The 21,320-nt window shown below is 66.8% G+C and carries 23 protein-coding genes and 2 tRNA genes; 13 read left to right on the top strand and 12 right to left on the bottom strand.

Features of this window, described 5'->3' with window-relative positions; genetic code table 11:
* Positions 1-8 precede the first annotated feature (8 nt).
* The 3 genes from gltX (at position 9) to NFL01S_RS12815 (ending at position 2,068) form a co-directional block, all read left to right on the top strand.
* Positions 9-1,484, top strand: coding sequence for a glutamate--tRNA ligase (gltX, locus tag NFL01S_RS12825; RefSeq protein WP_062974776.1), 1,476 nt, complete (start codon positions 9-11; stop codon positions 1,482-1,484).
* A 291-nt stretch (positions 1,485-1,775) separates the two neighbouring features.
* Positions 1,776-1,847, top strand: a tRNA-Gln gene (locus NFL01S_RS12820).
* Positions 1,848-1,995: 148 nt separating this feature from the next.
* Positions 1,996-2,068: transfer RNA gene (locus NFL01S_RS12815), tRNA-Glu, on the top strand.
* A 330-nt stretch (positions 2,069-2,398) separates the two neighbouring features.
* On the opposite strand, the gene NFL01S_RS36460 is transcribed toward NFL01S_RS12815, so the two are convergent.
* Positions 2,399-2,704: an SbtR family transcriptional regulator gene (locus tag NFL01S_RS36460; protein WP_210745094.1), complete on the bottom strand. Its 306-nt coding sequence runs from the start codon at positions 2,702-2,704 to the stop codon at positions 2,399-2,401.
* Positions 2,674-2,940, bottom strand: a complete 267-nt coding sequence (locus NFL01S_RS36455) for a TetR/AcrR family transcriptional regulator (RefSeq protein WP_210745095.1) — start codon at positions 2,938-2,940, stop codon at positions 2,674-2,676. Before NFL01S_RS36455 ends, NFL01S_RS36460 begins: the two co-directional genes overlap by 31 nt.
* Before the next feature lie 242 nt (positions 2,941-3,182).
* On the opposite strand from NFL01S_RS36455, the gene NFL01S_RS36080 reads away from it, so the two are divergent.
* Complete coding sequence (locus tag NFL01S_RS36080; RefSeq protein WP_210745096.1) at positions 3,183-3,497, top strand: nuclear transport factor 2 family protein; 315 nt, start codon at positions 3,183-3,185, stop codon at positions 3,495-3,497.
* Here NFL01S_RS36080 and NFL01S_RS37590 read toward each other — a convergent pair.
* From NFL01S_RS37590 to NFL01S_RS12785, 3 genes are all read right to left on the bottom strand, one after another.
* Complete coding sequence (locus tag NFL01S_RS37590) at positions 3,416-4,162, bottom strand: chloramphenicol phosphotransferase CPT family protein (protein ID WP_084492636.1); 747 nt, start codon at positions 4,160-4,162, stop codon at positions 3,416-3,418. The genes NFL01S_RS36080 and NFL01S_RS37590 overlap by 82 nt on opposite strands.
* Positions 4,163-4,243: 81 nt before the next feature.
* Entirely contained in the window at positions 4,244-4,771 is a 528-nt protein-coding gene (locus NFL01S_RS12790; protein ID WP_062974770.1) for a pyridoxamine 5'-phosphate oxidase family protein, read from the bottom strand.
* 34 nt (positions 4,772-4,805) lie between these two features.
* Positions 4,806-5,507: an IclR family transcriptional regulator gene (locus tag NFL01S_RS12785; RefSeq protein WP_062974768.1), complete on the bottom strand. Its 702-nt coding sequence runs from the start codon at positions 5,505-5,507 to the stop codon at positions 4,806-4,808.
* A gap of 143 nt (positions 5,508-5,650) precedes the next feature.
* Here NFL01S_RS12785 and leuC point away from each other — a divergent pair, with 143 nt between their 5' ends.
* The 3 genes from leuC to NFL01S_RS12770 all read left to right on the top strand — a co-directional run bounded on the left by leuC (position 5,651) and on the right by NFL01S_RS12770 (position 8,519).
* On the top strand, positions 5,651-7,066 hold the full coding sequence (gene leuC / locus NFL01S_RS12780) for a 3-isopropylmalate dehydratase large subunit (RefSeq protein ID WP_062974766.1): 1,416 nt from the start codon (positions 5,651-5,653) through the stop codon (positions 7,064-7,066).
* Positions 7,067-7,121: 55 nt separating this feature from the next.
* Positions 7,122-7,730: a 3-isopropylmalate dehydratase small subunit gene (leuD, locus tag NFL01S_RS12775; RefSeq protein WP_062974765.1), complete on the top strand. Its 609-nt coding sequence runs from the start codon at positions 7,122-7,124 to the stop codon at positions 7,728-7,730.
* 156 nt (positions 7,731-7,886) lie between these two features.
* The gene (locus tag NFL01S_RS12770) at positions 7,887-8,519 is read left to right on the top strand and encodes an HU family DNA-binding protein (protein WP_062974763.1); all 633 of its coding nucleotides are present in this window, start codon (positions 7,887-7,889) and stop codon (positions 8,517-8,519) included.
* Positions 8,520-8,709: 190 nt separating this feature from the next.
* Here NFL01S_RS12770 and NFL01S_RS12765 read toward each other — a convergent pair whose 3' ends face one another.
* Genes NFL01S_RS12765 through cofC form a run of 3 tightly spaced genes read right to left on the bottom strand, consistent with a single transcriptional unit; the run spans position 8,710 to position 12,630 of the window.
* The gene (locus tag NFL01S_RS12765) at positions 8,710-9,684 is read right to left on the bottom strand and encodes an NUDIX hydrolase (RefSeq protein ID WP_245670656.1); all 975 of its coding nucleotides are present in this window, start codon (positions 9,682-9,684) and stop codon (positions 8,710-8,712) included.
* Complete coding sequence (locus NFL01S_RS12760; RefSeq protein ID WP_062974758.1) at positions 9,681-11,873, bottom strand: RNA degradosome polyphosphate kinase; 2,193 nt, start codon at positions 11,871-11,873, stop codon at positions 9,681-9,683. Before NFL01S_RS12760 ends, NFL01S_RS12765 begins: the two co-directional genes overlap by 4 nt.
* A 52-nt stretch (positions 11,874-11,925) precedes the next feature.
* Positions 11,926-12,630 carry a 2-phospho-L-lactate guanylyltransferase gene (gene cofC / locus NFL01S_RS12755; RefSeq protein ID WP_062974755.1) on the bottom strand — a complete coding sequence of 235 codons (705 nt, stop codon included), beginning with the start codon at positions 12,628-12,630 and terminating at the stop codon, positions 11,926-11,928.
* 30 nt (positions 12,631-12,660) lie between these two features.
* Between cofC and NFL01S_RS12750 the strand changes: the two genes are divergently transcribed.
* The gene (locus NFL01S_RS12750) at positions 12,661-13,656 is read left to right on the top strand and encodes an NAD(P)H-dependent glycerol-3-phosphate dehydrogenase (RefSeq protein ID WP_062974752.1); all 996 of its coding nucleotides are present in this window, start codon (positions 12,661-12,663) and stop codon (positions 13,654-13,656) included.
* 56 nt (positions 13,657-13,712) lie between these two features.
* On the top strand, positions 13,713-14,831 hold the full coding sequence (locus NFL01S_RS12745; protein ID WP_062974750.1) for a D-alanine--D-alanine ligase family protein: 1,119 nt from the start codon (positions 13,713-13,715) through the stop codon (positions 14,829-14,831).
* Positions 14,832-14,898: 67 nt separating this feature from the next.
* Here the strand turns inward: NFL01S_RS12745 and NFL01S_RS12740 are convergent, their stop codons facing one another.
* Positions 14,899-15,489: a DUF3515 domain-containing protein gene (locus NFL01S_RS12740; protein ID WP_062974872.1), complete on the bottom strand. Its 591-nt coding sequence runs from the start codon at positions 15,487-15,489 to the stop codon at positions 14,899-14,901.
* A 525-nt stretch (positions 15,490-16,014) separates the two neighbouring features.
* Here NFL01S_RS12740 and NFL01S_RS12735 point away from each other — a divergent pair.
* Genes NFL01S_RS12735 through NFL01S_RS12720 form a run of 4 tightly spaced genes read left to right on the top strand, consistent with a single transcriptional unit; the run spans position 16,015 to position 18,943 of the window.
* Entirely contained in the window at positions 16,015-17,055 is a 1,041-nt protein-coding gene (locus tag NFL01S_RS12735) for a thiamine-phosphate kinase (RefSeq protein WP_245670655.1), read from the top strand.
* 11 nt (positions 17,056-17,066) lie between these two features.
* A complete protein-coding gene (locus tag NFL01S_RS12730) occupies positions 17,067-17,750 on the top strand; it encodes a uracil-DNA glycosylase (protein ID WP_062974748.1) in 684 nt (227 codons plus the stop codon).
* 35 nt (positions 17,751-17,785) lie between these two features.
* Complete coding sequence (locus NFL01S_RS12725) at positions 17,786-18,022, top strand: hypothetical protein (protein ID WP_033241348.1); 237 nt, start codon at positions 17,786-17,788, stop codon at positions 18,020-18,022.
* A 51-nt stretch (positions 18,023-18,073) separates the two neighbouring features.
* A complete protein-coding gene (locus NFL01S_RS12720) occupies positions 18,074-18,943 on the top strand; it encodes an alpha/beta fold hydrolase (protein ID WP_245670654.1) in 870 nt (289 codons plus the stop codon).
* A gap of 383 nt (positions 18,944-19,326) precedes the next feature.
* On the opposite strand, the gene NFL01S_RS12715 is transcribed toward NFL01S_RS12720, so the two are convergent.
* The 3 genes from NFL01S_RS12715 to rpmB all read right to left on the bottom strand — a co-directional run bounded on the left by NFL01S_RS12715 (position 19,327) and on the right by rpmB (position 20,991).
* Complete coding sequence (locus tag NFL01S_RS12715; protein WP_062974744.1) at positions 19,327-20,112, bottom strand: enoyl-CoA hydratase/isomerase family protein; 786 nt, start codon at positions 20,110-20,112, stop codon at positions 19,327-19,329.
* Positions 20,109-20,693 (bottom strand): GNAT family N-acetyltransferase, encoded by a 585-nt coding sequence (locus tag NFL01S_RS12710; RefSeq protein ID WP_084492634.1) that lies wholly within the window; start codon positions 20,691-20,693, stop codon positions 20,109-20,111. Before NFL01S_RS12710 ends, NFL01S_RS12715 begins: the two co-directional genes overlap by 4 nt.
* 106 nt (positions 20,694-20,799) lie before the next feature.
* Entirely contained in the window at positions 20,800-20,991 is a 192-nt protein-coding gene (rpmB, locus tag NFL01S_RS12705; RefSeq protein WP_011210730.1) for a 50S ribosomal protein L28, read from the bottom strand.
* Positions 20,992-21,320: the final 329 nt, after the last annotated feature.

Genomic DNA, 21,320 nt, shown 5'->3' with positions numbered 1-21,320 from the left:
AGAGAGACATGACAAACGTACGGGTCCGTTTCTGCCCGTCGCCCACCGGAACACCGCATGTCGGGCTCATCCGCACCGCGCTGTTCAACTGGGCCTACGCCAAACATCACGGCGGAACCTTCGTCTTCCGAATCGAAGACACCGATGCCGCACGGGATTCCGAGGAATCGTATCTGGCGCTCTTGGACGCATTGCGCTGGCTCGGCCTCGAATGGGACGAGGGCCCCGAAATCGGCGGCCCCTATGCGCCGTACCGGCAATCGCAGCGCCGCGATATCCACCTCGACGTGGTGCGGAAACTGCTGGAAGCCGGTGAAGCCTACGAATCCTTTTCCACGCCAGCAGAAGTCGAAGAACGTCACCGTGCGGCCGGACGTGATCCGAAACTCGGCTACGATAATTACGACCGCGACCTCACGCCCGAACAGATCGCCGAATACAAAGCCGCCGGTCGCGGTGCCGTGGTCCGGCTGCGTATGCCCGATATCGATCTCACATGGAACGATCTCGTACGCGGCGAGACCACCTTCAAAGCGGGCACCGTCCCCGATTTCGCGCTCACCCGCGGCACCGGCGACCCGCTCTACACGCTGGTCAACCCGGTCGACGACGCGACCCAGCGAATCACCCACGTGTTGCGCGGCGAAGACCTGCTGTCCTCCACTCCGCGCCAGCTCGCCCTCTATGCGGCGCTGCGGCGTATCGGCGTCACCGATTTCACCCCGGAATTCGGTCACCTGCCCTTCGTGATGGGGCAGGGCAACAAGAAACTCTCCAAACGCGACCCCGAATCCAACCTGTTCCTGCACCGCGACCGCGGCTTCGTCCCCGAAGGTTTGCTGAATTATCTAGCACTGCTCGGCTGGAGCATTGCCGACGACCACGATGTGTTCACCTTGGACGAGATGATCGCCGCCTTCGACATCTCCAAAGTCAACTCGAACCCGGCCCGCTTCGACCAGAAAAAAGCCGACGCGATCAACGCCGAACATATCCGGATGCTCGCCCCCGCCGATTTCGCTGGACGGTTGCACGAATACTTCGTCCGGCACGGATATATCGGTGAAGAAATCGACGAAAAAGTATTCGCCGAAGCCGCCGAACTCGTTCAGACCCGAATAGTGGTACTCGCCGACGCCTGGGATCTGCTCCGATTCCTGTTCGCCCCCGCCGCCGACTTCGCAATCGACCCGGCAGCCGGAAAGAAAAACCTCGGCGAAGGCAGCCGGCCGGTTCTGGACGCGACCGTCGACGCACTCGAACCACTCGCCACATGGACCGCCGCCGAAATAGAAGAAGCGCTGAAGACGGCACTTATCGAGCGGCTCGAGCTGAAACCCAGAAAAGCGTTCGCGCCGGTACGGGTCGCGGTCACCGGATCGCATATCAGCCCACCCCTCTACGAATCCATGGAACTGCTCGGCCGGGAAGAATCCATGCGCCGGCTGCGCGCCGCACGTGAATGGGTCGCACCCAGCGAATAACCCTGCCCGGCGGGCCCGGCCATCATGTCGCGGGCCCGCCCACCGGTTACTCGATACCCGGCCCGGAACCTTCAGCCAGACACCATCCGCGGGCCCTGGACGCTGCCCGGGGCGGAGGGTGAGCCTGGTGGGCGCGACCGGTGCCCATACCGAGACGAACCGTGAAACAGCCCGAACAACCCCGATCTGACCAGGCGATTTGTAGTTTCACCCGCACAGTTTGGTACTCTCTTTCTCGGCCGGAACGACGGTGCCGCCGCAGCCAGCGACGAACCCGAAAGCCCAGGTCATTGGGGTATGGTGTAATTGGCAACACAGCTGATTCTGGTTCAGCCATTCTAGGTTCGAGTCCTGGTACCCCAGCGGAGATCGGTCTCTACTACATCTTCCAGATGCGGTGCGGAACGAATATCCAGGCGATTTGGTCGCCGCCGCCCGGTCGGTTACGCTGATCGAGCTTCGGATCGAAAGATCCACGATCCGCTCCAGCCAGGAGTCGATCAAAAGTCCTGGCCCCGTCGTCTAGCGGCCTAGGACGCCGCCCTCTCAAGGCGGTAGCGCGGGTTCAAATCCCGTCGGGGCTACTCAGCTGGCAGGCTCATGCTCATGGAGAGCGTGAGCCTTTGCTGATTCGCGATGTTCTGCGGGGGTTCATTCCCCGCACCCCGACCAGGCGGGCTCGGCGCCCCCTGGCCCCCCTCCGTGGAGGGATTCCTACGAAGGTCTTGCCGGGGCTGCGCCCCTGGACCCCTTTGCGGTTGGTGGAGTCCGGAAAGGTTTCGTGGTCGGTGAGCGGGGGATGTGCCGGTTCGGTCGGTGGTTCCTCGGGTCAGTCGCTTGGGTGCCGTTGCCGTTCCTGTCGGGGGATTCGGTCTCGGCTCGTGTGTTCGGTGGATCGGCTGCACAGGTCACTGTCAGCGCGATAGCCCGGTGGGTACGACGGCGATGGCGCGTTCCAAGGTAGCGGGCTGTACCGGCATCGTGGCCGTCGCTTGTGCCAGGCCGCGGATGAGCAGGTGAACCTCCTCGACCGTGACCGAAGGGCGCACCATGCCGGCCGCTTGCGCCTGCAGGAGGACCGCGGCGACCGCGGCCTTCAGCCGGTTCGATGCGGTGGCGACGCTGCGGGGAAGCCTCCCGTGGTCGTCCAGTGCCGAGGCCGATATCAGCTTCGTGGCGCCCGTTTCGATCATGGTCCGCAGTAGGGTCTGCCACGCCACGGACCGGTCTGTGTCGAGGGTGAGCGCTTCGGCGCGTTCGGTGAGCTGATCGAGATGCGCAGCAGTGCCGCCTCGATCAAATCTTCCTTTGTAGCGAAGTGGCGAAAGACCGTGGCGATGCCGACACCGGCCCGCCGGTCCACCTCCTCGGTCGATCCAGCACCACCGTGCGCGCCGAACACCTTCTCGGCCGCGGCCAGGATCCGTTCCCGGTTCTCCCGCGCGTCCTGGCGCATTCAGGGCCCCTTCCGTTTCCGCTGTCGGTAGCCGACGTTAACCGAAGTCCAGACTCCGATTAATTCAGGGAATGCCATGCCACAGCCGTCCACGCCGGCAGATGGAGTTCGCGCCGTCGCTGCAGGGGTCACCCGCTTGGTCTCCGGGAACCTCACCGAGCAGGAGAAACAGGCGCAACTGGATCACCTTGCCGGCCTGTACGCCGAACAAACCGATGTGCGGCATCCCCTCGCCCCACTCGGTGACACACCGTTTGCGCACCCGTTTCCAGTTGCGGAGCCACTTCGCCGAGGGGCCGGCGCGGACAACAGGAGTTGAGCGTTTCGAGGCACGGGGGCAGGTCCACGAAACCGCCGACCCGGAGGTCGTGGTCTACGAATTCAGCTATGTCGGTTCGGCGAACGGGCGCCCCTTCTCGATCCCGTGCATCTTCGTGGCGCGGGTACGTGACGGTCTCATCGTCGAGTCCCGCGACTACACCGACCACGTGGGCTTTGCCCGTGCCTTCGGCCGGCTCGACGACCTGGCCACTGCACTGGCGGCAGACTCCCGATGAGCACACCGATCCTTGCACCGGAGGCGACATCGAAACCCGTCGATACGAATATCTCCCGACCCCGCCCGACCGGGCGGACAGGTCAGCGACCGGCTGCGACGGTCGAAGGCGCGATCGGCCGGGGGACGGTCCAGGAAGGCCTTGATCCCGGCCGAGCATTCCTCGAGGGAGGCGGTCCCGGTATCGACCTCCAGATCGTAGATTCCGTGGGTGTGGACCGAAACCAGCTGCCGTGCCGCTGTACCCGGCGGCCGGTCGGGGCGGCGGCGTTCGCGGCGCCGGAGTTCGCCCGGCGGGCAGTGGACGCCGACGAAAACGACGTCTATGCCGGTCATCACGGCCAAGCAGTCGGATAGTCGCCAGGGCTCGCTCAGGACGTGGTCCATGATGATGTCGTTACCTGCCCGGGCCATACCGGCGACGGCGCGGTGGAATCCGGCGCGGGTCCTGTGGAGGGCCGCGGCGAGGGCGCTCGGATCGAGTTCGTGGGTCCGGGATTCCGAGCGCATGGCGCCGAACATATCGACGCTCATGTGGAAGAAGGGCCGGTCGAGGTCGGCCAGAAGCCTGTGCGCGAGGCTGGATTTTCCCGAGCCCGAGACGCCGTTGAGGAGAACGATCCGGCCAGGAGCGGTCTCGCCTGCACAACCGGATTCTCTCTCCATCCGCCCATGGTGACTGCATGACGGATGGTTGTGGGTGTATCGCGCGTCGCCCGGGTGATCTGCACCACCCGGGCACTGGTCTCAATCGTCGAGGGCGCCCGCGGTGGAGCCGCCGAGGGGCATTTCGGGTAGGCCGAGTTTGCGGTGGTCCCAGCTGCGGATACGTTCGGGGACCACGCGGACCGCGACACGCTTGTTCAGCATTCCTTCGACGTACTGGCGCATATCGTCGGTGTAGGGGCCGGTGTAGCGCTCCCAGACGCTGACGCCGACGGCGAACAACTTCTCGGGGTCGTCGATTACTTCGGCGTGGCCCTCGATGGAGACCCCGCGTAGGGTGTCGTAGGTCTGGCCGGCCTCGACCATGCAGGTGATGGTGGGGTTGCGGCGCAGGTTGACGGCCTTCTGGGATTTGCCTTTGGTCTCGAACCACAGCTCGGGGACGGCATCGGGACGGCCGGGATCGGCGATCAGTGCGTACCACATGGCGGTGAGGTGCGGTTTTCCGTCCCCGCCGAGGGTGGCCAGGGTGGCCACGCGGCTGCGGGTGAGGAAATCGGTGATCTCGGCGTCGGTCATCACGATCTGTGACCGTTGGTTCACTCCCATGAGGTCACCATAAGTTACGGCGGGTGCCCACCGCTCAGAGTCGGCGGTGCAGGGCATCGGCGGCCGCGACGAGATCGGCGGCCCAGCGGGCCCCGGGGCGGCGGCCCATCCGGTCGATCGGGCCGGAGACCGAGATGGCGGCGACCACTGCGCCCTGTTGATCCCGTACGGGTGCCGAGATACTCGCGACCCCGGCCGCGCGTTCGCCGGCGCTCTGCGCCCAACCCCTTTTACGGACATCGGCGAGAGTGCGTTCGTTGTACATGGCCTCGGCGAGCACACTGCGCTGCAGGTCGGGCTCCGCCCAGGCGACGAGGACCTTCGCGGCCGAACCGGCGGTGAGCGGCAGGCGGGAGCCGATGGGCACGGTATCGCGTAATCCGGCGGGTGGTTCCAGGGCGGCAACGCAGACCCGCTGGTTGCCGTCGCGGCAGTACAGTTGCACGCTTTCGCCGGTGATCTCGCGGAGCCGGGGCAGGATCGAACTCGCGGCTTCGAGCAGCGGATCGGCAGCGCCGGCGGCGAGTTCCCCGAGGGCGGGGCCGGGGCGCCAGGCGCCGTCGCCGTTACGGGCCAGCAGGCGATGGGTTTCCAGTCCGACGGCGAGGCGGTGGGCGGTGGCCCGGGGGAGACCGGTGCGTTCGCACAACTCGTTGAGACCGCAGGGCTGTTCGGCGACCGCATACAGCACTGCCACCGCTTTGTCCAGGACGCCGATACCGCTATGCTGTCTCATACAACGATATTAGCGTCCTGCATTCTGAGATGCCATCACGAACAGCCCAGGTGGATCGCGGGATGGGGTCGCGATATTCCAGCTAGCGCGTATTCGCCGCGGGTCACCCGGGCGGATGCCCGGCCCGAAAGGTGATCGCAACAATGCCACGTACGCTGGCCGAAAAAGTATGGGAACAGCATGTCGTCGCCCGCGGGGAAGGCGACGGCGAGGCCCGTGAACCCGATCTGATCTATATCGATCTGCATCTGGTGCACGAGGTCACCAGTCCGCAGGCGTTCGACGGCCTGCGGGCGGCGGGGCGGCCGGTGCGCCGGCCCGATCTCACCATCGCCACCGAGGACCACAACGTTCCCACTGCCGATATCGATAAACCGATTGCCGATCCCATTTCGCGTCTCCAGGTGGAGACGCTGCGGCGTAACTGCGCCGAATTCGGCGTCCGGCTGCACCCGATGGGCGATCGCGAACAAGGGATCGTGCATGTGGTCGGCCCGCAGCTGGGCCTGACCCAGCCGGGGACGACCGTGGTGTGCGGGGACAGCCATACCTCCACCCACGGCGCGTTCGGCGCGCTCGCCATGGGAATCGGGACAAGTGAGGTCGAACACGTCCTGGCCACGCAGACGCTGTCGCTGCGGCCGTTCAAGACAATGGCGATCACCGTCGACGGGGAACTGCCGCCGGGCGTCACCAGCAAAGACCTCATTCTGGCGGTGATCGCCGAAATCGGCACCGGCGGCGGGCAGGGATATGTGCTCGAGTACCGCGGTGAGGCCATCAGGAAAATGTCGATGGAAGCGCGGATGACGATCTGCAATATGTCCATCGAGGCCGGAGCGCGGGCGGGGATGATCGCCCCGGACGAAACGACCTACGAGTTCCTGAAAGGCCGGCCGCATGCGCCGCAGGGCACCGACTGGGATGCCGCGGTGCAGGCGTGGGAAGCGCTGAAGACCGACGAGGATGCCGTTTTCGACCGGGAAGTGCATATCGACGCGAGCGCACTGACACCGTTCGTCACCTGGGGGACCAACCCGGGACAAGGTTTGCCGCTCGGCGCAAATGTGCCGGATCCGGCGCAGATCGCCGACGAAAGCGCCCGCGAGTCGGCGGAGAAAGCGCTGCGATACATGGATTTGACCCCGGGTATGCCGCTGCGTGAGGTCGCGGTGGATACCGTGTTCGTCGGCTCGTGCACCAACGGCCGGATCGAGGATCTGCGGGCCGTGGCCGGGGTCCTGAAGGGCCGCAAGGTCGCCGACGGGGTGCGAATGCTGGTGGTACCCGGGTCGATGCGGGTACGCGAACAGGCCGAGGCCGAGGGGCTCGGGGAGGTGTTCACCGCCGCCGGAGCCGAATGGCGCCAGGCCGGATGCTCGATGTGCCTGGGAATGAACCCCGATCAGCTCGAACCCGGCCAGCGTTGCGCCTCCACCTCCAACCGGAATTTCGAGGGACGGCAGGGCAAAGGCGGCCGCACTCATTTGGTGTCACCGCTGGTCGCCGCGGCCACTGCGGTGCGCGGCCGGTTGTCGGCGCCCGCCGATCTGAACTGAGCCGCTGCGCCGCATTCGGAAAACCTACGATCAAGCCCGAAACAGGAGAAATACGATGGAAGCCTTCACCGTGCACAAGGGGATCGGCGTTCCGCTGCGCCGGTCCAATGTGGACACCGATCAGATCATCCCGGCCGTCTATCTGAAGCGCGTGACTCGAACAGGATTCGAAGACGGCTTGTTCGCTGCATGGCGGGGTGACAAGGACTTCATTCTGAACACCGAACCGTACTCCCGCGGCTCCGTACTCGTGGCCGGACCGGATTTCGGCACCGGATCGTCGCGTGAGCACGCAGTCTGGGCACTCATGGACTACGGCTTTCGGGTAGTTATCTCTTCACGTTTCGCCGACATCTTCCGCGGTAATGCGGGCAAGGGCGGTCTACTGGCCGCGCGAATGTCACAGAATGATGTCGAAATGCTCTGGAAGTTGCTCGAGGAACAGCCCGGACTGGAATTGGTTGTCGACCTCCAGGCACGCACGGTGACCGCAGGAACCGTCGTGTTGCCGTTCGATATTGACGACTACACGAGGTGGCGCCTGTTGGAAGGATTGGATGACATCGGCCTGACCCTGCGGCGTAGCGATGTGATCGCGGAGTTCGAAAAGGCAAGGCCGGGTTGGAAACCAAAGACCCTTCCCGAACCTATTTCGCAGGCGTAATGTTCTCGGCCTCTTAGTGGGGGCTCGGATGAGGCGGTAGCTGTGCGTGTGCTAGGCCACATGAATTTTGGCGTGGCACATAGACTCTTGCCCATTGTGGGTTTACCGTGGTACCTAGTCGGTCCGACGACGGGCCATTAGTCTGCGGAGGATTCAATGAACAAGGCGGAACTGATCGACGTTCTGACCGAAAAGTTGGGTACTGACAGGCGCACGGCCACCGCGGCAGTCGAGCATGTGGTCGACACCATCGTGCGTGCGGTACACAAAGGACAGAGCGTCACCATCACCGGATTCGGTGTGTTCGAACAGCGGAAGCGTGCGGCGCGCGTCGCACGGAATCCGCGCACCGGGGAAACCGTCAAGGTGAAACCCACTTCGGTGCCGGCCTTCCGGCCCGGTGCCCAGTTCAAGGCGGTAATCGCGGGTAAACAGAAGCTCGCGGCCACCGGCCCGGCGGTCAAACGCGGTGTCAATGCTCCTGTGGCGGCCAAGAAATCCACGGCCAAGAAGACCACGGCGAAGAAAACCACCGCCAAGAAGTCGGCCACCAAGGCGCCCGCCAAAACCACGGCACGTAAGACCGCCACCAAGGCGCCGGCCAAGAGCACCGCCGCGAAGAAGGCGGCCACCAAGACGGCGGCACGTAAGACCGTCGCCAAGAAGACCCCGGCCAAGGCCACGGCGAAGAAGACCACGGCCAAGGCCACCGCCAAGAAGACCCCGGCGACCAAGAAGGCGACCACCGCAAAGCGGACTCCGGCGAAGAAGGCTGCAAAGAAGCGCTGATTCGCCCAGCCGCGGATGCCGCGGAAATCCCCGACGGCTTTCCGACCCGCGAACGGTGCTCGTCGACGAGCACAGCGTGCCGCATCTCGGCTCGCCGGCTCGCGACCCTCACAACCGAAACGCCGGACGGACCAGCCCCCGGGCGATCCCCGGGGGCGTGACCGTTTCCACGGCCGGTGAGTGTTCGGCTCTACCCGGTCGCCGGCGCGGTATCGACCGATAGCGATCGGTCGAGATGATCGGCGGCGACCAAACGGTCGCCCGCGAAAGACAACACCCACACCGACCCTTTCCGGGTCCGGGCGGGTGACAATCGCATTCCGTCCCGTTCCGCCCACCACCGGACAAGATCCGGAACGGTGTCGCCCTGACTGCACAGTACGGGCACAGCCCGGGCGGACAGGGCCAGCGACCGGATATGTTCCCGCGCCTTCTCGGTATCAGCGGCATATCCGATATCACCGAGCAGCGGATCCACCGCCACCTCGACTCCCAGATCCTCGGCCAGCGGCGTCACGGTCTGCACGCAGCGGAGCGGTTCGGCGGAATAGATTTCCGCGGCACCGAATGCCAGCAGATTCGGCACCAGCGCGAGCGCCTGCTGATATCCGGCCGTTTCGAGCGGCCGTTGCTCGTCCGGGCCGCGGAACCGGTCGCGGCGACCGGCCTTGGCATGCCGGACCACCAGTGCGGTGCGCGTATCGGCCGGTAACCGGGTGAACGCCCGGACGATCTGGCGATCCATCGGATACGACAGCGCCGACATCACCGTCTCCAGCGGGCACCAGGTGAGTTCGTCGACCTCGTTGTTCGCCGTGAATGCTCCGCCGGTCACCTCGGCCGCCCAATAGTCGACCCGTTTGAGCCTGCGATGTCCAGGAATCGGATAGGTGACCTTGCCCAGATAGCGGCCCAGCCGGGGCCGCAGCCCCGTTTCCTCTTCGGTTTCGCGGACCGCGGCCAGCACAGGCGTTTCCCCGGGATCGAGTTTTCCCTTCGGCAACGACCAGTCGTCGTATTTGGGCCGGCGGATCACGGCGATCTCCATCCGGCCGCCCGAATCGGGCGCATGACGCCACAGCACGGTGCCGGCGGCATGAATATTGGCTGTGGTCCGTGGATCCGGATAGGCCGGGGGTGTATGCGTGGTGCCCACTGAGTTCACTGCTGATCCGGGCGGCGCAGACGCATGAGCGCCACCTGATGGTCGCGGACCTCGATCCCGTCACCGTCGGGCCCGGTACCGGCCCGGTCGGGGCTGGATTGCCAATTCCCGTCGGCATCCAATACCCAGCAGCGTGTCATCGGGTGCAATGCCGATTCGAAGATTCCGTCCAGCCGTTCCCGTAGTTTCGGGTCCTTCACCTGCGCCATGACCTCCACGCGGCGGTCCAGATTCCGATGCATCATATCGGCGCTGCCGATCCAGAACTCGTCCTGCGCCGCGAAGTTGAGAATTCGCGAATGCTCCAGCACCCGGCCGAGGATCGACCGCACGTCGATGTTCTCGCTCATCCCCGGAACGCCCGGCCGTAACCCGCAGATACTGCGGACCACGATCTGCACCGGAACGCCCGCCTGTGAGGCGCGGTAGAGCGCGTCGATGACCTGTTCGTCGACAAGGGCATTGGCCTTGAGGCGAATCCGGGCCGGCGCGCCGTCGCGGGCCAATTCGATCTCACGTTCGATCCGCGAGATGATCCCGGATCGGATACCGTGCGGGGCAACCAGGATGTTGCGGTAATCGGCCTTTCTGGAATAGCCGGTGAGCGAATTGAACAGATCGGTGAGATCGGCGCCGATCTCGGGGGCCGCGGTGAGCAGCCCGACATCCTCGTACAGGCGGGCGGTCTTGGGATTGTAGTTACCGGTACCGATATGGCAGTAGCGGCGAATGGTCGAGCCCTCCCGGCGCACCACCAGGCAGGTCTTGCAGTGTGTTTTCAACCCGACCAGGCCGTACACCACATGCACCCCGGCCTGTTCCAGCGTCCGTGCCCATTTGATGTTGGCCTGCTCGTCGAAGCGGGCCTTGATCTCCACCAGCGCCACCACCTGTTTACCGGCTTCGGCGGCATCGATGAGCGCGTTCACGATGGGAGAATCGCCGGAGGTGCGGTACAGGGTTTGTTTGATCGCCAGGACCTGCGGATCTGCGGCGGCCTGTTCGATGAAACGCTGCACACTGGTGGAGAACGAATCGTACGGGTGGTGCACGAGAACATCGCCTTCACGCAGGGCGGCGAAAACATTGCGCGGGGTTTCGCGCTCTCCGAACGCCGGCGGGGTCGCGGGCACGTAGGGGGCGTCCTTCAGGTTCGGGCGGTCCACCCCGTACACCTGCCACAGGCAGGACAGGTCCAGCAGCCCGGGAACCTGAATGACGTCCCCCGGGTCGACCTCCAGTTCACGCAGGAGCAGGTCGAGCATGTGCTCGGTCATATCGTCGGACACCTCGAGCCGTACGGGAGAACCGAAGCGGCGCCGGGCCAGTTCGCGTTCGAGCGCCTGCAGCAGATCCTCGTCGCGATCCTCGTCGACCTCGAAATCGGCGTTACGGGTGATCCGGAACGAATGGTGCTCGACCACTGTCATCCCCGGGAACAGTTGTTCCAGATGCGCCGCGATGAGCGCCTCCATCGGCAGGAACGCGGCGATCGATACGCCGTGACCGGATCCGGGGCGGCGGACCCGAACGAACCGGTCCACGTTGTCGGGCACCTTCACCCGAGCGAAATGTTCACCACCGGTGGACTGGTCCTGGACGGTGACCGCGAGATTCAGGCTGAGCCCACTGATGTAGGGGAACGGGTGCGCGGGATCCACGGCCAGGGGAGTGAGTACCGGGAACACCTGGTCCTGGAAATGCGCGGACAACCGTTCCCGTTCGGGCTCGGCCAGATCGGCCCAGTCGATGATCTCGATCCCCTCCGCGGTGAGCGCGGGCAGCACCTCGGTGAGAAACACTTCGGCGTGACGGACGGCGAGATCCTGGGTGCGGGCCGCGATCAGCTCGAGCTGCTCACTGGGGGAGCGACCGTCGGCCGAGCGCACCGAAAGCCCGGTTTCGGCGCGGCGTTTGAGACCGGCGACACGGACCATATAGAACTCGTCGAGATTCGAGGCGAAGATCGCCAGGAATTTCGCGCGTTCCAGCAGCGGCAGCGAACTGTCCTCGGCCAGCGCCAGGACACGGGCATTGAAGTCGAGCCAGCTCAATTCCCGGTTGAGATAGCGATCGGCCGGCAAACGGGGGGTTCGCTCGTCGGCAAGGATCTGGGTGGCGGCCGGAGGCGGAGTGGGTAGCACCTGCTGCTGCTTGACGGTTTCCGTATCGCTCACACCTACGATCATCCCCTACGAGCCGGATGGTGTGCAGATACCGGCGGTGACTGTTATCTCTAGTTCACGGGGTGGCGACCGGCCCGCACACCTGGGTGGCCGGTTCGCGAACACGAGCGGACAGACCCAGTTCACGCAGGAGGGCAGCGGTCTCGACGCCCGTGCCCAGCGCTTGCACGGCCGCCAGATCCGCGGCGGTATCGACATCCTGGCGCAGACCGGGCCAATCACCGGCCAGTTCGCGCGCGCCGTCGGCGCGGTGGTGGTGAGCCGAATCACGGCCGAAGCGGGGTCGCAGCGGCAGGCCGGACGGCGCGAACAAGGCCGCGGTGCCCGTCCCCGCGTGGTCGGCCACCAGCGCGCGCAGATCGCCCGCGGCGGCGGCCAGCACGGCCGCCAACTCGTCCGGGCACAATGCGGGCAAATCGGCTTGCAGTGCCAGCAGGTCCACGGCGCCGTGCCGGTTCCGGACGGCCGCGGCCGCGTCGGCGAGCGCGATATTCAGCCCGTCGGGGTCGGTGCGGGCACGGGCGGGTTCGGGATGTACTTCCGCGCCGAGTGCGCGGGTTGCCTCGGCTACCACCGGGTCCGGGGTGACGATGGTGATCGCCGCGATCGCGGGCACCGCCGCGGCCGCGCGCACGGTATCGGTGAGCATGGCCAGCACCAGCCGGGACCGGTGCGCCGGCGCGAGCACACCGGCGAGCCGGCTCTTGGCGCTGTCCAGGGATTTCACCGCGATCACGGCGTGCACGGAGTGCGGGCACATGGCCCCATCCTGTCATGGCATTCTGGGCTGATGACGAGGGCGGCGGTAATGGGTGCGGGATCGTGGGGTACGACACTGGCGAAGGTGTTGGCCGACGCCGGGACCGAGGTCACGGTCTGGGCCCGCCGGCCCGAGGTCGCCGAGGCGCTGGCCACCGACCACCGCAACCCCTACTACATGCCCGGGGTGCAGCTACCGCCGATCGCCGCCACCAACGATCACGAACGCGCCCTGGACGGCGCCGAGATCGTGGTGCTCGCGGTACCGTCGCAATCGCTGCGCGCGAACCTGAAGGCCTGGGCACCGGATATCGGCGCCGACGCCACCTTGCTGAGTGTGGCCAAGGGAATCGAGAACGGCACCCTGCTGCGGATGAGCGAGGTGATCGCCGAGGTCAGCGGCGCGGATCCGGCGCGGATCGCGGTGCTGTCGGGACCGAATCTCGCGGGAGAGCTGGCCGCCGGGCAGCCGGCCGCGACGGTGATCGGCTGTATCGACGCGCAGCGCGCGGCGGCCGTGCAGCAGGCTTGCGTCACCAGCTACTTCCGGCCCTACACCAACACCGATGTGATCGGCTGCGAAATCGGTGGTGCCTGTAAGAATGTGATCGCGCTGGCCTGCGGGATCGCCTCCGGCATGGGATTCGGCGATAATTCCATCGCCGCGCTGATGACCCGGGGCCTGGCCGAGATCATCCGGCTCGGCGTTGCCCTCGGCGCCGAACCGGCGACCTTGGCGGGGCTGGCGGGAGTCGGGGACCTCATCGCGACATGTACCTCGCCGCTTTCCCGGAACAGATCCTTCGGCGTGGCGCTCGGCTCCGGTGGTTCCATGCAGGTCGCGCAGGAAGCCACCCACGGCCAGATCGCCGAAGGAGTGAAATCCTGTAGTTCGGTTCGCGCACTGGCCGATGCGCACGATGTGGAGATGCCGCTCACCGAAGCCGTCCACCAGGTATGTCACGAGGGGCTGGCCGTGCAGTCGGCACTGGAGAAACTGCTGGGGCGCCGGATCAAACCCGAATGAGCCGCGAGCCCGATGCGCGGGGATTATCCGGTGCCGCGACAGGGTACCGTTCGGGCATGACCCGGATCAGAGTTGCCGTCGTCTTCGGCGGGCGCAGTAACGAGCACACGGTCTCGTGCGTATCGGCCGGTGCCGTACTGCGCAATCTCGATCCGCAGCGTTACGAGGCGGTGCCGATCGGAATCACCCAGGCCGGAACCTGGCTGCTCGCCGATATCGATATCGCCGCACTCGCCCGCCACGACCGGACCCTGCCATCGGTTACCGGTGACGGCACCGAACTGGTCCTGGCCGCCGACCCCAGTCGTGCCGGAACGCTGGTACCGCTCGGCGATCCGCAGACTGCACTGGAAACCGTCGACGTGGTGTTCCCGGTGCTGCACGGTCCGTTCGGCGAGGACGGCACCGTCCAGGGAATGCTGGAACTGGCGGGCCTCCCGTACGTGGGCCCCGGTGTACTTGCCAGCGCGGCCGGGATGGACAAAGAGTTCACCAAGAAACTGCTGGCCGCCGACGGCCTGCCGGTGGGCGTGCAGGTGGTGCTGCGACCCGGTACCGCGACCGTCACACCGGAGGATCGGCAGCGGCTCGGACTGCCGGTATTCGTCAAACCCGCCCGCGGCGGTTCGTCCATCGGGATCACCAAGGTCGCCGACTGGGCCGATCTCGACGCCGCGGTCGCCGCCGCGCGCGAACACGATCCGAAGGTGATCGTGGAAGCCGGGATCGTCGGCCGTGAGGTCGAATGCGGTGTGCTGGAATTTCCCGACGGCCGGGTGGAAGCCAGTGTGCTCGCGGAGATCAGGATGCCCGAGGACCTCGCCGACGCCGACGCCGGTGAGGAACCCGCCGGGCCGGCCTTCTACGATTTCGACACCAAATACCTCGACGACGTCTGCGAATTCGATGTTCCGGCGAAACTGGACGACGATATCGCCGAGGAAGTCCGGGCGATGGCGGTGCGCGCTTTCCGGGCACTGGACTGCCAGGGGCTGGCCCGGGTCGATTTCTTCGTCACCGAGGACGGGCCGGTGATCAACGAGATCAACACGATGCCCGGATTCACGCCGATCTCCATGTATCCACGGATGTGGCAGGAAACCGGGATCGGCTATGCAGAGCTGCTGACGAATCTGGTCGACACCGCGTTGGCCCGCGGCACCGGGCTGCGCTGAGCCGACTGCGCAATCTCCGGGGCGATCGGGCTGGGCGGAGTCGCCGGTGTACGAGTCCGCGGAGAAACTAATTGGGCAGTTCGCCGGGATCGAGCGGCTGTGCCGGCAGGTGCGCGGTGATGGTGTCCGATACCGCCTGCAGCGGGGTCGGGCCCGAGTCGTCGGGAACGGTGAGCGCGATATAGGTTTCGCGATCCACCGCGAACCAGGTGGCGGTGGCCGCGGTATCGTCGCGGACCTCGAACCATTGGACGCCGTTGACGACCTGCAGCGGGGAAGCCCGGTTGAATTCCAGTGGGCGATCCAGACCGCAGCGCAGCACCACCGCTTCGCCGCCGTCCGGCCGCTGCCAGGCCGCCGTCGCGGCCGGCGCGGGTTCGACCAGGGTCGAGCGGGTGAACTCGCCGAACTCAGCGGGTAACGCGGGCAGCAGGGCAGAGCAGGCCGGGCCGTCGGCCGCGGGCGCGGGAACCGGACCGAGCGCCAGCGGTTCGTGTTCGACCGGGCCGCGTAGCACGATCCCGGCGGCGACGAGGACACCGACCAGCAGCGCGACCGGTAATGCGACCGCGGTCGCGATGAGTGCGGGGTGGTAGGGCGCGCGTTCGGGAGCCGCGTGGTCCGAAGTTGCGTCGTCCGGAGTCGCGTGGTTCGGGATTGCCGCGCGCGGTGCCTCGGTGTCGTGCGTTGCCGCGTCCGGGATCGCGTTGTCCTGGGTCGCGGCGTCCGGCGTTGCGTCGTGCCCGGACGCCACGTCCCGTGCCTCGGTGTCCGGAGCTGCCGCGTGCGGTGTCTCGGTGTCCGGGGGCTCCGTGTCCTTGTCGGGCGATGTCCCCGGCATCCTCGACGGTCCTTTCTGCGGTATACGGGTATCGGGCCGGCCGCGTCCCGAGGCGGTAGCCGGTATCGGGCCGGTGTACGGGTACGGCGCGCTGTGGCATACAGGTCCGACCGCCGTCGCGGCATCCGATCGGGCCGGCCGGAGTGTGATCTGCGACCGGCCGTCGCGGGCGGTTACGGCTGCTTCGGCCACACCCGGCCATCGGGCACAGGGTACCGTCAGTGCGGAAAGCGCCGGACGACCGGCCGCCGGCCCGCGGTCCCGGGGCGTCTGCGCCCGGTCCGGGCCGGGCATCCCGGCTCTGCCGGAGTTACGCTACGCATCCCGTCCGCTCGGCGGCGAGTGAGAAAGGTTCTGGCGATCAGCACCCCACCGACAGTGCGCGACCTGGGCGAATTCGCCCTGATCGATCGGATCAACGCGGGCCGGACGCAGGGGCCCGCCGTCCGGCTCGGTCCCGGTGACGATGCCGCGGTATTGGCCGCGGCGCGCGGGAACTACGTGGTGAGCACGGATATGTTGATCGAGGACCGGCATTTCCGGCTGGACTGGTCGAACCCGGACGAGATCGGGCGCAAGGCGATCGCGCAGAACGCGGCCGATATCTATGCCATGGGTGCCGAACCCGTGGGTTATGTGATCGGCCTGGGGGTGCCCGGGGATACCCCGGTGGATTTCGTCACTCGGCTCGCCGACGGGTTCTGGGCCGAAGCGGAGCGGGCGGGCGGTTCTGTCGCGGGCGGGGATATCGTGCACAGCGCACAATTGGTGATCTCGGTAACAGCCTTCGGGGATCCATTGGGTGATCGGCCGGTCACCCGGTCCGGGGCACAGGTCGGTGGCACGGTGGCGATCGCGGGCCGGCCGGGATGGTCCGCGGCAGGTTTCGCACTGTTGTCGCACGCGCACCCGGGCGTCGTGCGGCGAAACGAGGATTCGACCGGCGGGGTGGTGGCGGCCGCGGTCGCCGCGCACCGGGCGCCGCGCCCGGCCTACGACCTGGTTCGCGCGGCGATGGTGACCGGCACTCGGCCGGAAGCGCTCACCGATATCTCCGACGGGTTGCTGGCCGATCTCGGACATCTGGCCGCAGCCTCGGGTGTCGCGGTGGCGGTCGAGTCCGTCTGCCTGTGCGATCCGGATCTGGAGCTGTGCGCTGCGGAACTGGAAGCGGATGCGCGGCAATGGATTCTGGCCGGCGGCGAGGATCATGTCTTCGCGGGGGTCTGGGCAGCCGGGGTGGCACCGCCCCCCGGATGGACTCCTATCGGGCGTATCGAGGCCGGTCGAGGCGTCACCGTGGACGGTGCGCGATACCGGGGTGCGGGTGGCTGGGAGGCGTTCTCCGGCTCGGAGTCGGCGAAATCGGACCACTCACGATAGGTTGTGCGGTCATGGGCACGAAACCACTCGCGGAAATCATCGATCCGGGCTGGGCGAAAGCACTGGACCCGGTGGCCGACCGGATTGCGGCGATGGGTGAATTCCTGCGTACCGAGAATGCCGCCGGGCGCGGATATCTACCCGCCGGGGAAAATGTGCTGCGTGCCTTCCAGCACCCGTTCGACGAGGTGCGGGTGCTGATCGTCGGCCAAGACCCCTACCCCACGCCGGGCCACGCCATGGGATTGAGCTTTTCGGTGGCTCCGGACGTTTCGCCGGTCCCGCGCAGCCTGGCCAATATCTTCGCCGAGTACAGCAAGGATCTCGGCCACCCCACGCCCACCTGCGGGGATCTGAGCCCGTGGTCGAATCAGGGCGTGCTGTTGCTGAACCGCGTGCTGACGGTCTCGCCGGGCACACCCGCTTCGCATCGGGGCAAAGGCTGGGAAGAGGTCACCGAACAGGCCATCCGCGCCCTGGTGGGCCGGAACGAACCGCTGGTGGCGGTCCTGTGGGGTCGCGATGCCGGTTCGCTGAAACCGGCGCTGGCCCGGGCCGAGGTGCCTTGTATCGAGTCCGCGCATCCGTCACCGCTGTCGGCATCGCGAGGATTCTTCGGTTCGCGTCCGTTCTCCCGGGTCAACGAACTCCTGGACGAACTCGGCGCGGAACCGGTGGACTGGCGCCTGCCCTGACCGGGCGTCGAAGAAAAACAAGTGAGGAGCACACCATGAATCTGCGCGGCATCACCGCCACGCTCGCGCTGGGCGCCGCCCTGTCCGGCGCCGCCGGGGCGACGGCCGGAGCGGCCCCGCTGACCCTGCAACCGGCTCAGCCGGTCACCGAACCCGCGCCGGTCGCCGAGGATTTCACCTCGTCCGGTTCGTCCACGATCTCCGCGTCGGTGAACGCCAAGGGCGCATGCCTGTTCCAGCGGACCCTCAGCGCCATGGACCTGGACTGCTGATTTTGTCCGTTCGTACGGCGTAACGTCCGCATATTTGCGATGCTGCAAATCGTGAGTAATGCGAACAATCTGCTCGATCCCGTCCGCCTGCGATTCCGCGGCGCGGGCGGGATCGAGCTCGTTGCGGACCGATACGGCCCCGCGGAAGGCTCCACGGTGCTGTTTCTGCACGGCGGCGGTCAGACCCGCCACTCCTGGAAGCAGACGGGCGCGCAACTCGGCGCCGCGGGAATCCGTGCGGTCACACTGGACGCGCGCGGACACGGCGACAGTCAATGGGCACTGGATCGCGATTACCGCTACGAGGCCATGGTCGGCGATGTACTCGCGGTACTGGAACAACTGGGCGGCGGCCCGGCGGTCCTGGTCGGCGCGAGTATGGGTGGGATCACCGGGCTGCTGGCCACCGCCGCTCCGGGCGGTGATGCGATCTCCGCGCTCGTCCTGGTCGATATCGTCACCCGGCCCGAACCCGAGGGAGTGGACCGGGTGGTCACCTTCCTCAACAAGAATCCCGAAGGATTCGCCACGGTGGAGGAAGCCGCCGACGCGGTCGCCGACTATATGCCGCACCGGCCGCGGCCCAAGTCCAGCGCCGGCCTGCTACGCAATCTTCGCAAGCGGGATGGGCGCTGGTACTGGCACTGGGATCCGGGCATTCTCAGCGACAAAGGTCACGACCCCGACGAGATGGCGCGCAACCTCGAGGGCGTCGCCCGGGCACTGACGATCCCGGTGCTCTTGATACGGGGTATGAAATCCGATGTCGTCAGTGCCGAAGGTGCCGCCGAATTCCAAGCCCTGGTACCGCACGCGGAAATCGCCGAAATCGGCAACGCCGCCCACACCGCCGCCGGCGACGACAACGACGCCTTTACCGAGGCCGTTGCCCAGTTCGTGTTACGCGCCCGGCGCGCCTGATGGCCATGATTCCGGCTTCCGGCGTGCTCACGGCCAACGGCAGGTGCACCCTGCGCGAACGCGCTGCCGGAGTCCGCAGCGCTGCGGGGGACGAGACCTCGGTCCATGCATTCGGCCCGCGATGCTCGCGCCCGAACTTCCGGACCGGCCGGACCTGTCGAGGTTCTCGCTGAACTCGGCGGCGCCGCCGGCTGCGTCACGTGCAGGTATTGCCGGGCCAGGCGACGCCGTTGCGTCTGGTTCCGTGTCGGCCGGCTCTCGGTTCGCTGTACCTCCGGGGTCCTGACGGTATCGGGGAGACCCATAGCCAGGCGGAACGCGTGGCCGGGCCGCGAGCGATGGGATCACGGCCCGGCAGTTCTGCGTCGTGCAGCGGGGCTGGATCAGCCGAGGCCGGAATAGTCGGGGGCGCGTTTGGCGAGGAACGCGTCGACACCTTCGCGGCCGGTGGGGCTACCGGCAGCCTTGCCCATGGCATCGCGTTCGGCGTCGAGTTGTTCGCTCAGGGTCGCGGTGGCGGAGCTGCTCAGCAGGGTGCGAATCGAGGTATAGCTGGCGCGCGGACCGCGGGCCAGGGTACGGGCGAGTTCGCGGGCTGCGTCCTGGACACCGTCGTCGCTGTCGGTGAGCCGCGCCAGAATACCGAGGCGGTGTGCTTCGGCGGCGTCGAGCACGGCGTCGGTGAGCATGATGTCGCGGGCCTTCGCGAAGCCCACCAGACGCGGTAGCGTCCACGACATACCGCCGTCCGGGCTCAATCCGACACCCGGATATGCGGGGCGCAACCGGGTACCCGGTCCACCGACCGCGATATCGGCGGCACACACCAGGCTCATCCCGGCACCGGCCGCCCACCCGTGCACAGCCGCAACCACCGGAACCGGCGCGGCATCCAGCGCGCGGACCAAAACATGCAGCGTATCGGCAAGCTGGTACAGATGCGCGGAACGGTCCTCGGCGGCGGCGAAACCCCGCACATCACCGCCGGCGCAGAAATTGGGACCGGAACCGGTGAGCAGTACGGCGCCCACATCCTTTCCTGCCGCGGCCAGGGCGGCGGTGCCGGCGGCGACTCCCGCGAAATCGAGGGAGGTTCCGCGGGCTGCGGTGGACAGGGTGATCTCCAGTACCCCGTCCTGGATCCGGATGTATTCGGTTTCGGTGCTCATGATCGGCACTCTACTGCCGGGCGCACCAACCTGATCTCGGTCGTGGTGGTGAACCGTTCGGCCCGGACGGTGCCGTCGGGGACGAAACCGTACTTGCCGTAGAAGGCGCGGGCCCGCGAATTCTGTTCGAAAACCCAGAGCGAGCAGGACTTATCCGGCTCCAGCACGGCGTTCAGCAAGGACTGGGCGAGCCCGGTGCCGTACCACGGTGCCCGGACATACAACGCGCCCAGTTCCCGTTCCGCGGCCGCGGGATACTCGCTCGGCGGACCGTAATGGACGAACCCGATCACCGCACTACCGGATTCCGCGACCAGCATGGTCCCGGCGGGGTGCCGGGCGATCCGTTCCACGGTGGCGGCGCGGCGATCCGTATCCAGGGCTGTCAGTACATGCTCGGGCACCAGTCCCTGATAAGCCTCGCGCCAGCAGGCGATATGGCATACGGCCAGCGCATGGGCATGTCCCGGATCGAGGGGAACTATCCGCCACAGCGGTCCGGCCCCCGACTGCGCTGCACTGTTCGGAGCGATGGACGACCCTCCGATCGGAGGCCCCGACGAACTCGCCCCGGCTGTCATAAGACATCCGGGGCGAGACGCTGTTCAGAAATCTGTGACCGATGCGACGATACGCAGCTTGCGCCACACAACCGCGGTGGCTCGGGCCACAGATGATCGGCGCGGCTCAGCCGCGGACGACCTTGCCCGCCTTCAGGCAGGAGGTGCACACATTCATCCGGCGGGTGTTCCCCGGGGCGACCTGTGCACGCACGGTCTGGATATTCGGGTTCCAGCGACGGTTGGTGCGCCGGTGCGAATGCGAGACCGACTTCCCGAAGCCGGGGCCCTTGGCGCAGACGTCGCAGACGGCAGCCATAGTCGCGAACTCCTTCATGTCTTCAGAGGGACCTACCACCGGTACGATGGCCGATCCGAGATCAATGTCTTCCTGCCTGCCGGGCGACCCCGGGGAGCGCAGACCGATCCGATCGCGCCAGGCAACCCTGCAAGAGTAGCCCGACCCGCATTGATCCACAAAACCGGGGGTGGACGCCGCCGTGACCGCGCGGCCGCCTACGCGGCAGCCGGCTCCGTCGCACCGGCCGCCGCGTACCCGCCGGTTCATGTGTACCGGCGGCGGGGGATCTCCACCGGTCACGTGCGGTGAGATCCTGCGCCGTACGGTAGCGCTGCCTCCCGTGACCG

This window comes from Nocardia flavorosea NBRC 108225 (assembly GCF_001613385.1).
Classification (GTDB): domain Bacteria; phylum Actinomycetota; class Actinomycetes; order Mycobacteriales; family Mycobacteriaceae; genus Nocardia; species Nocardia flavorosea.
This window is presented reverse-complemented; position numbering and strand designations above follow the sequence as displayed.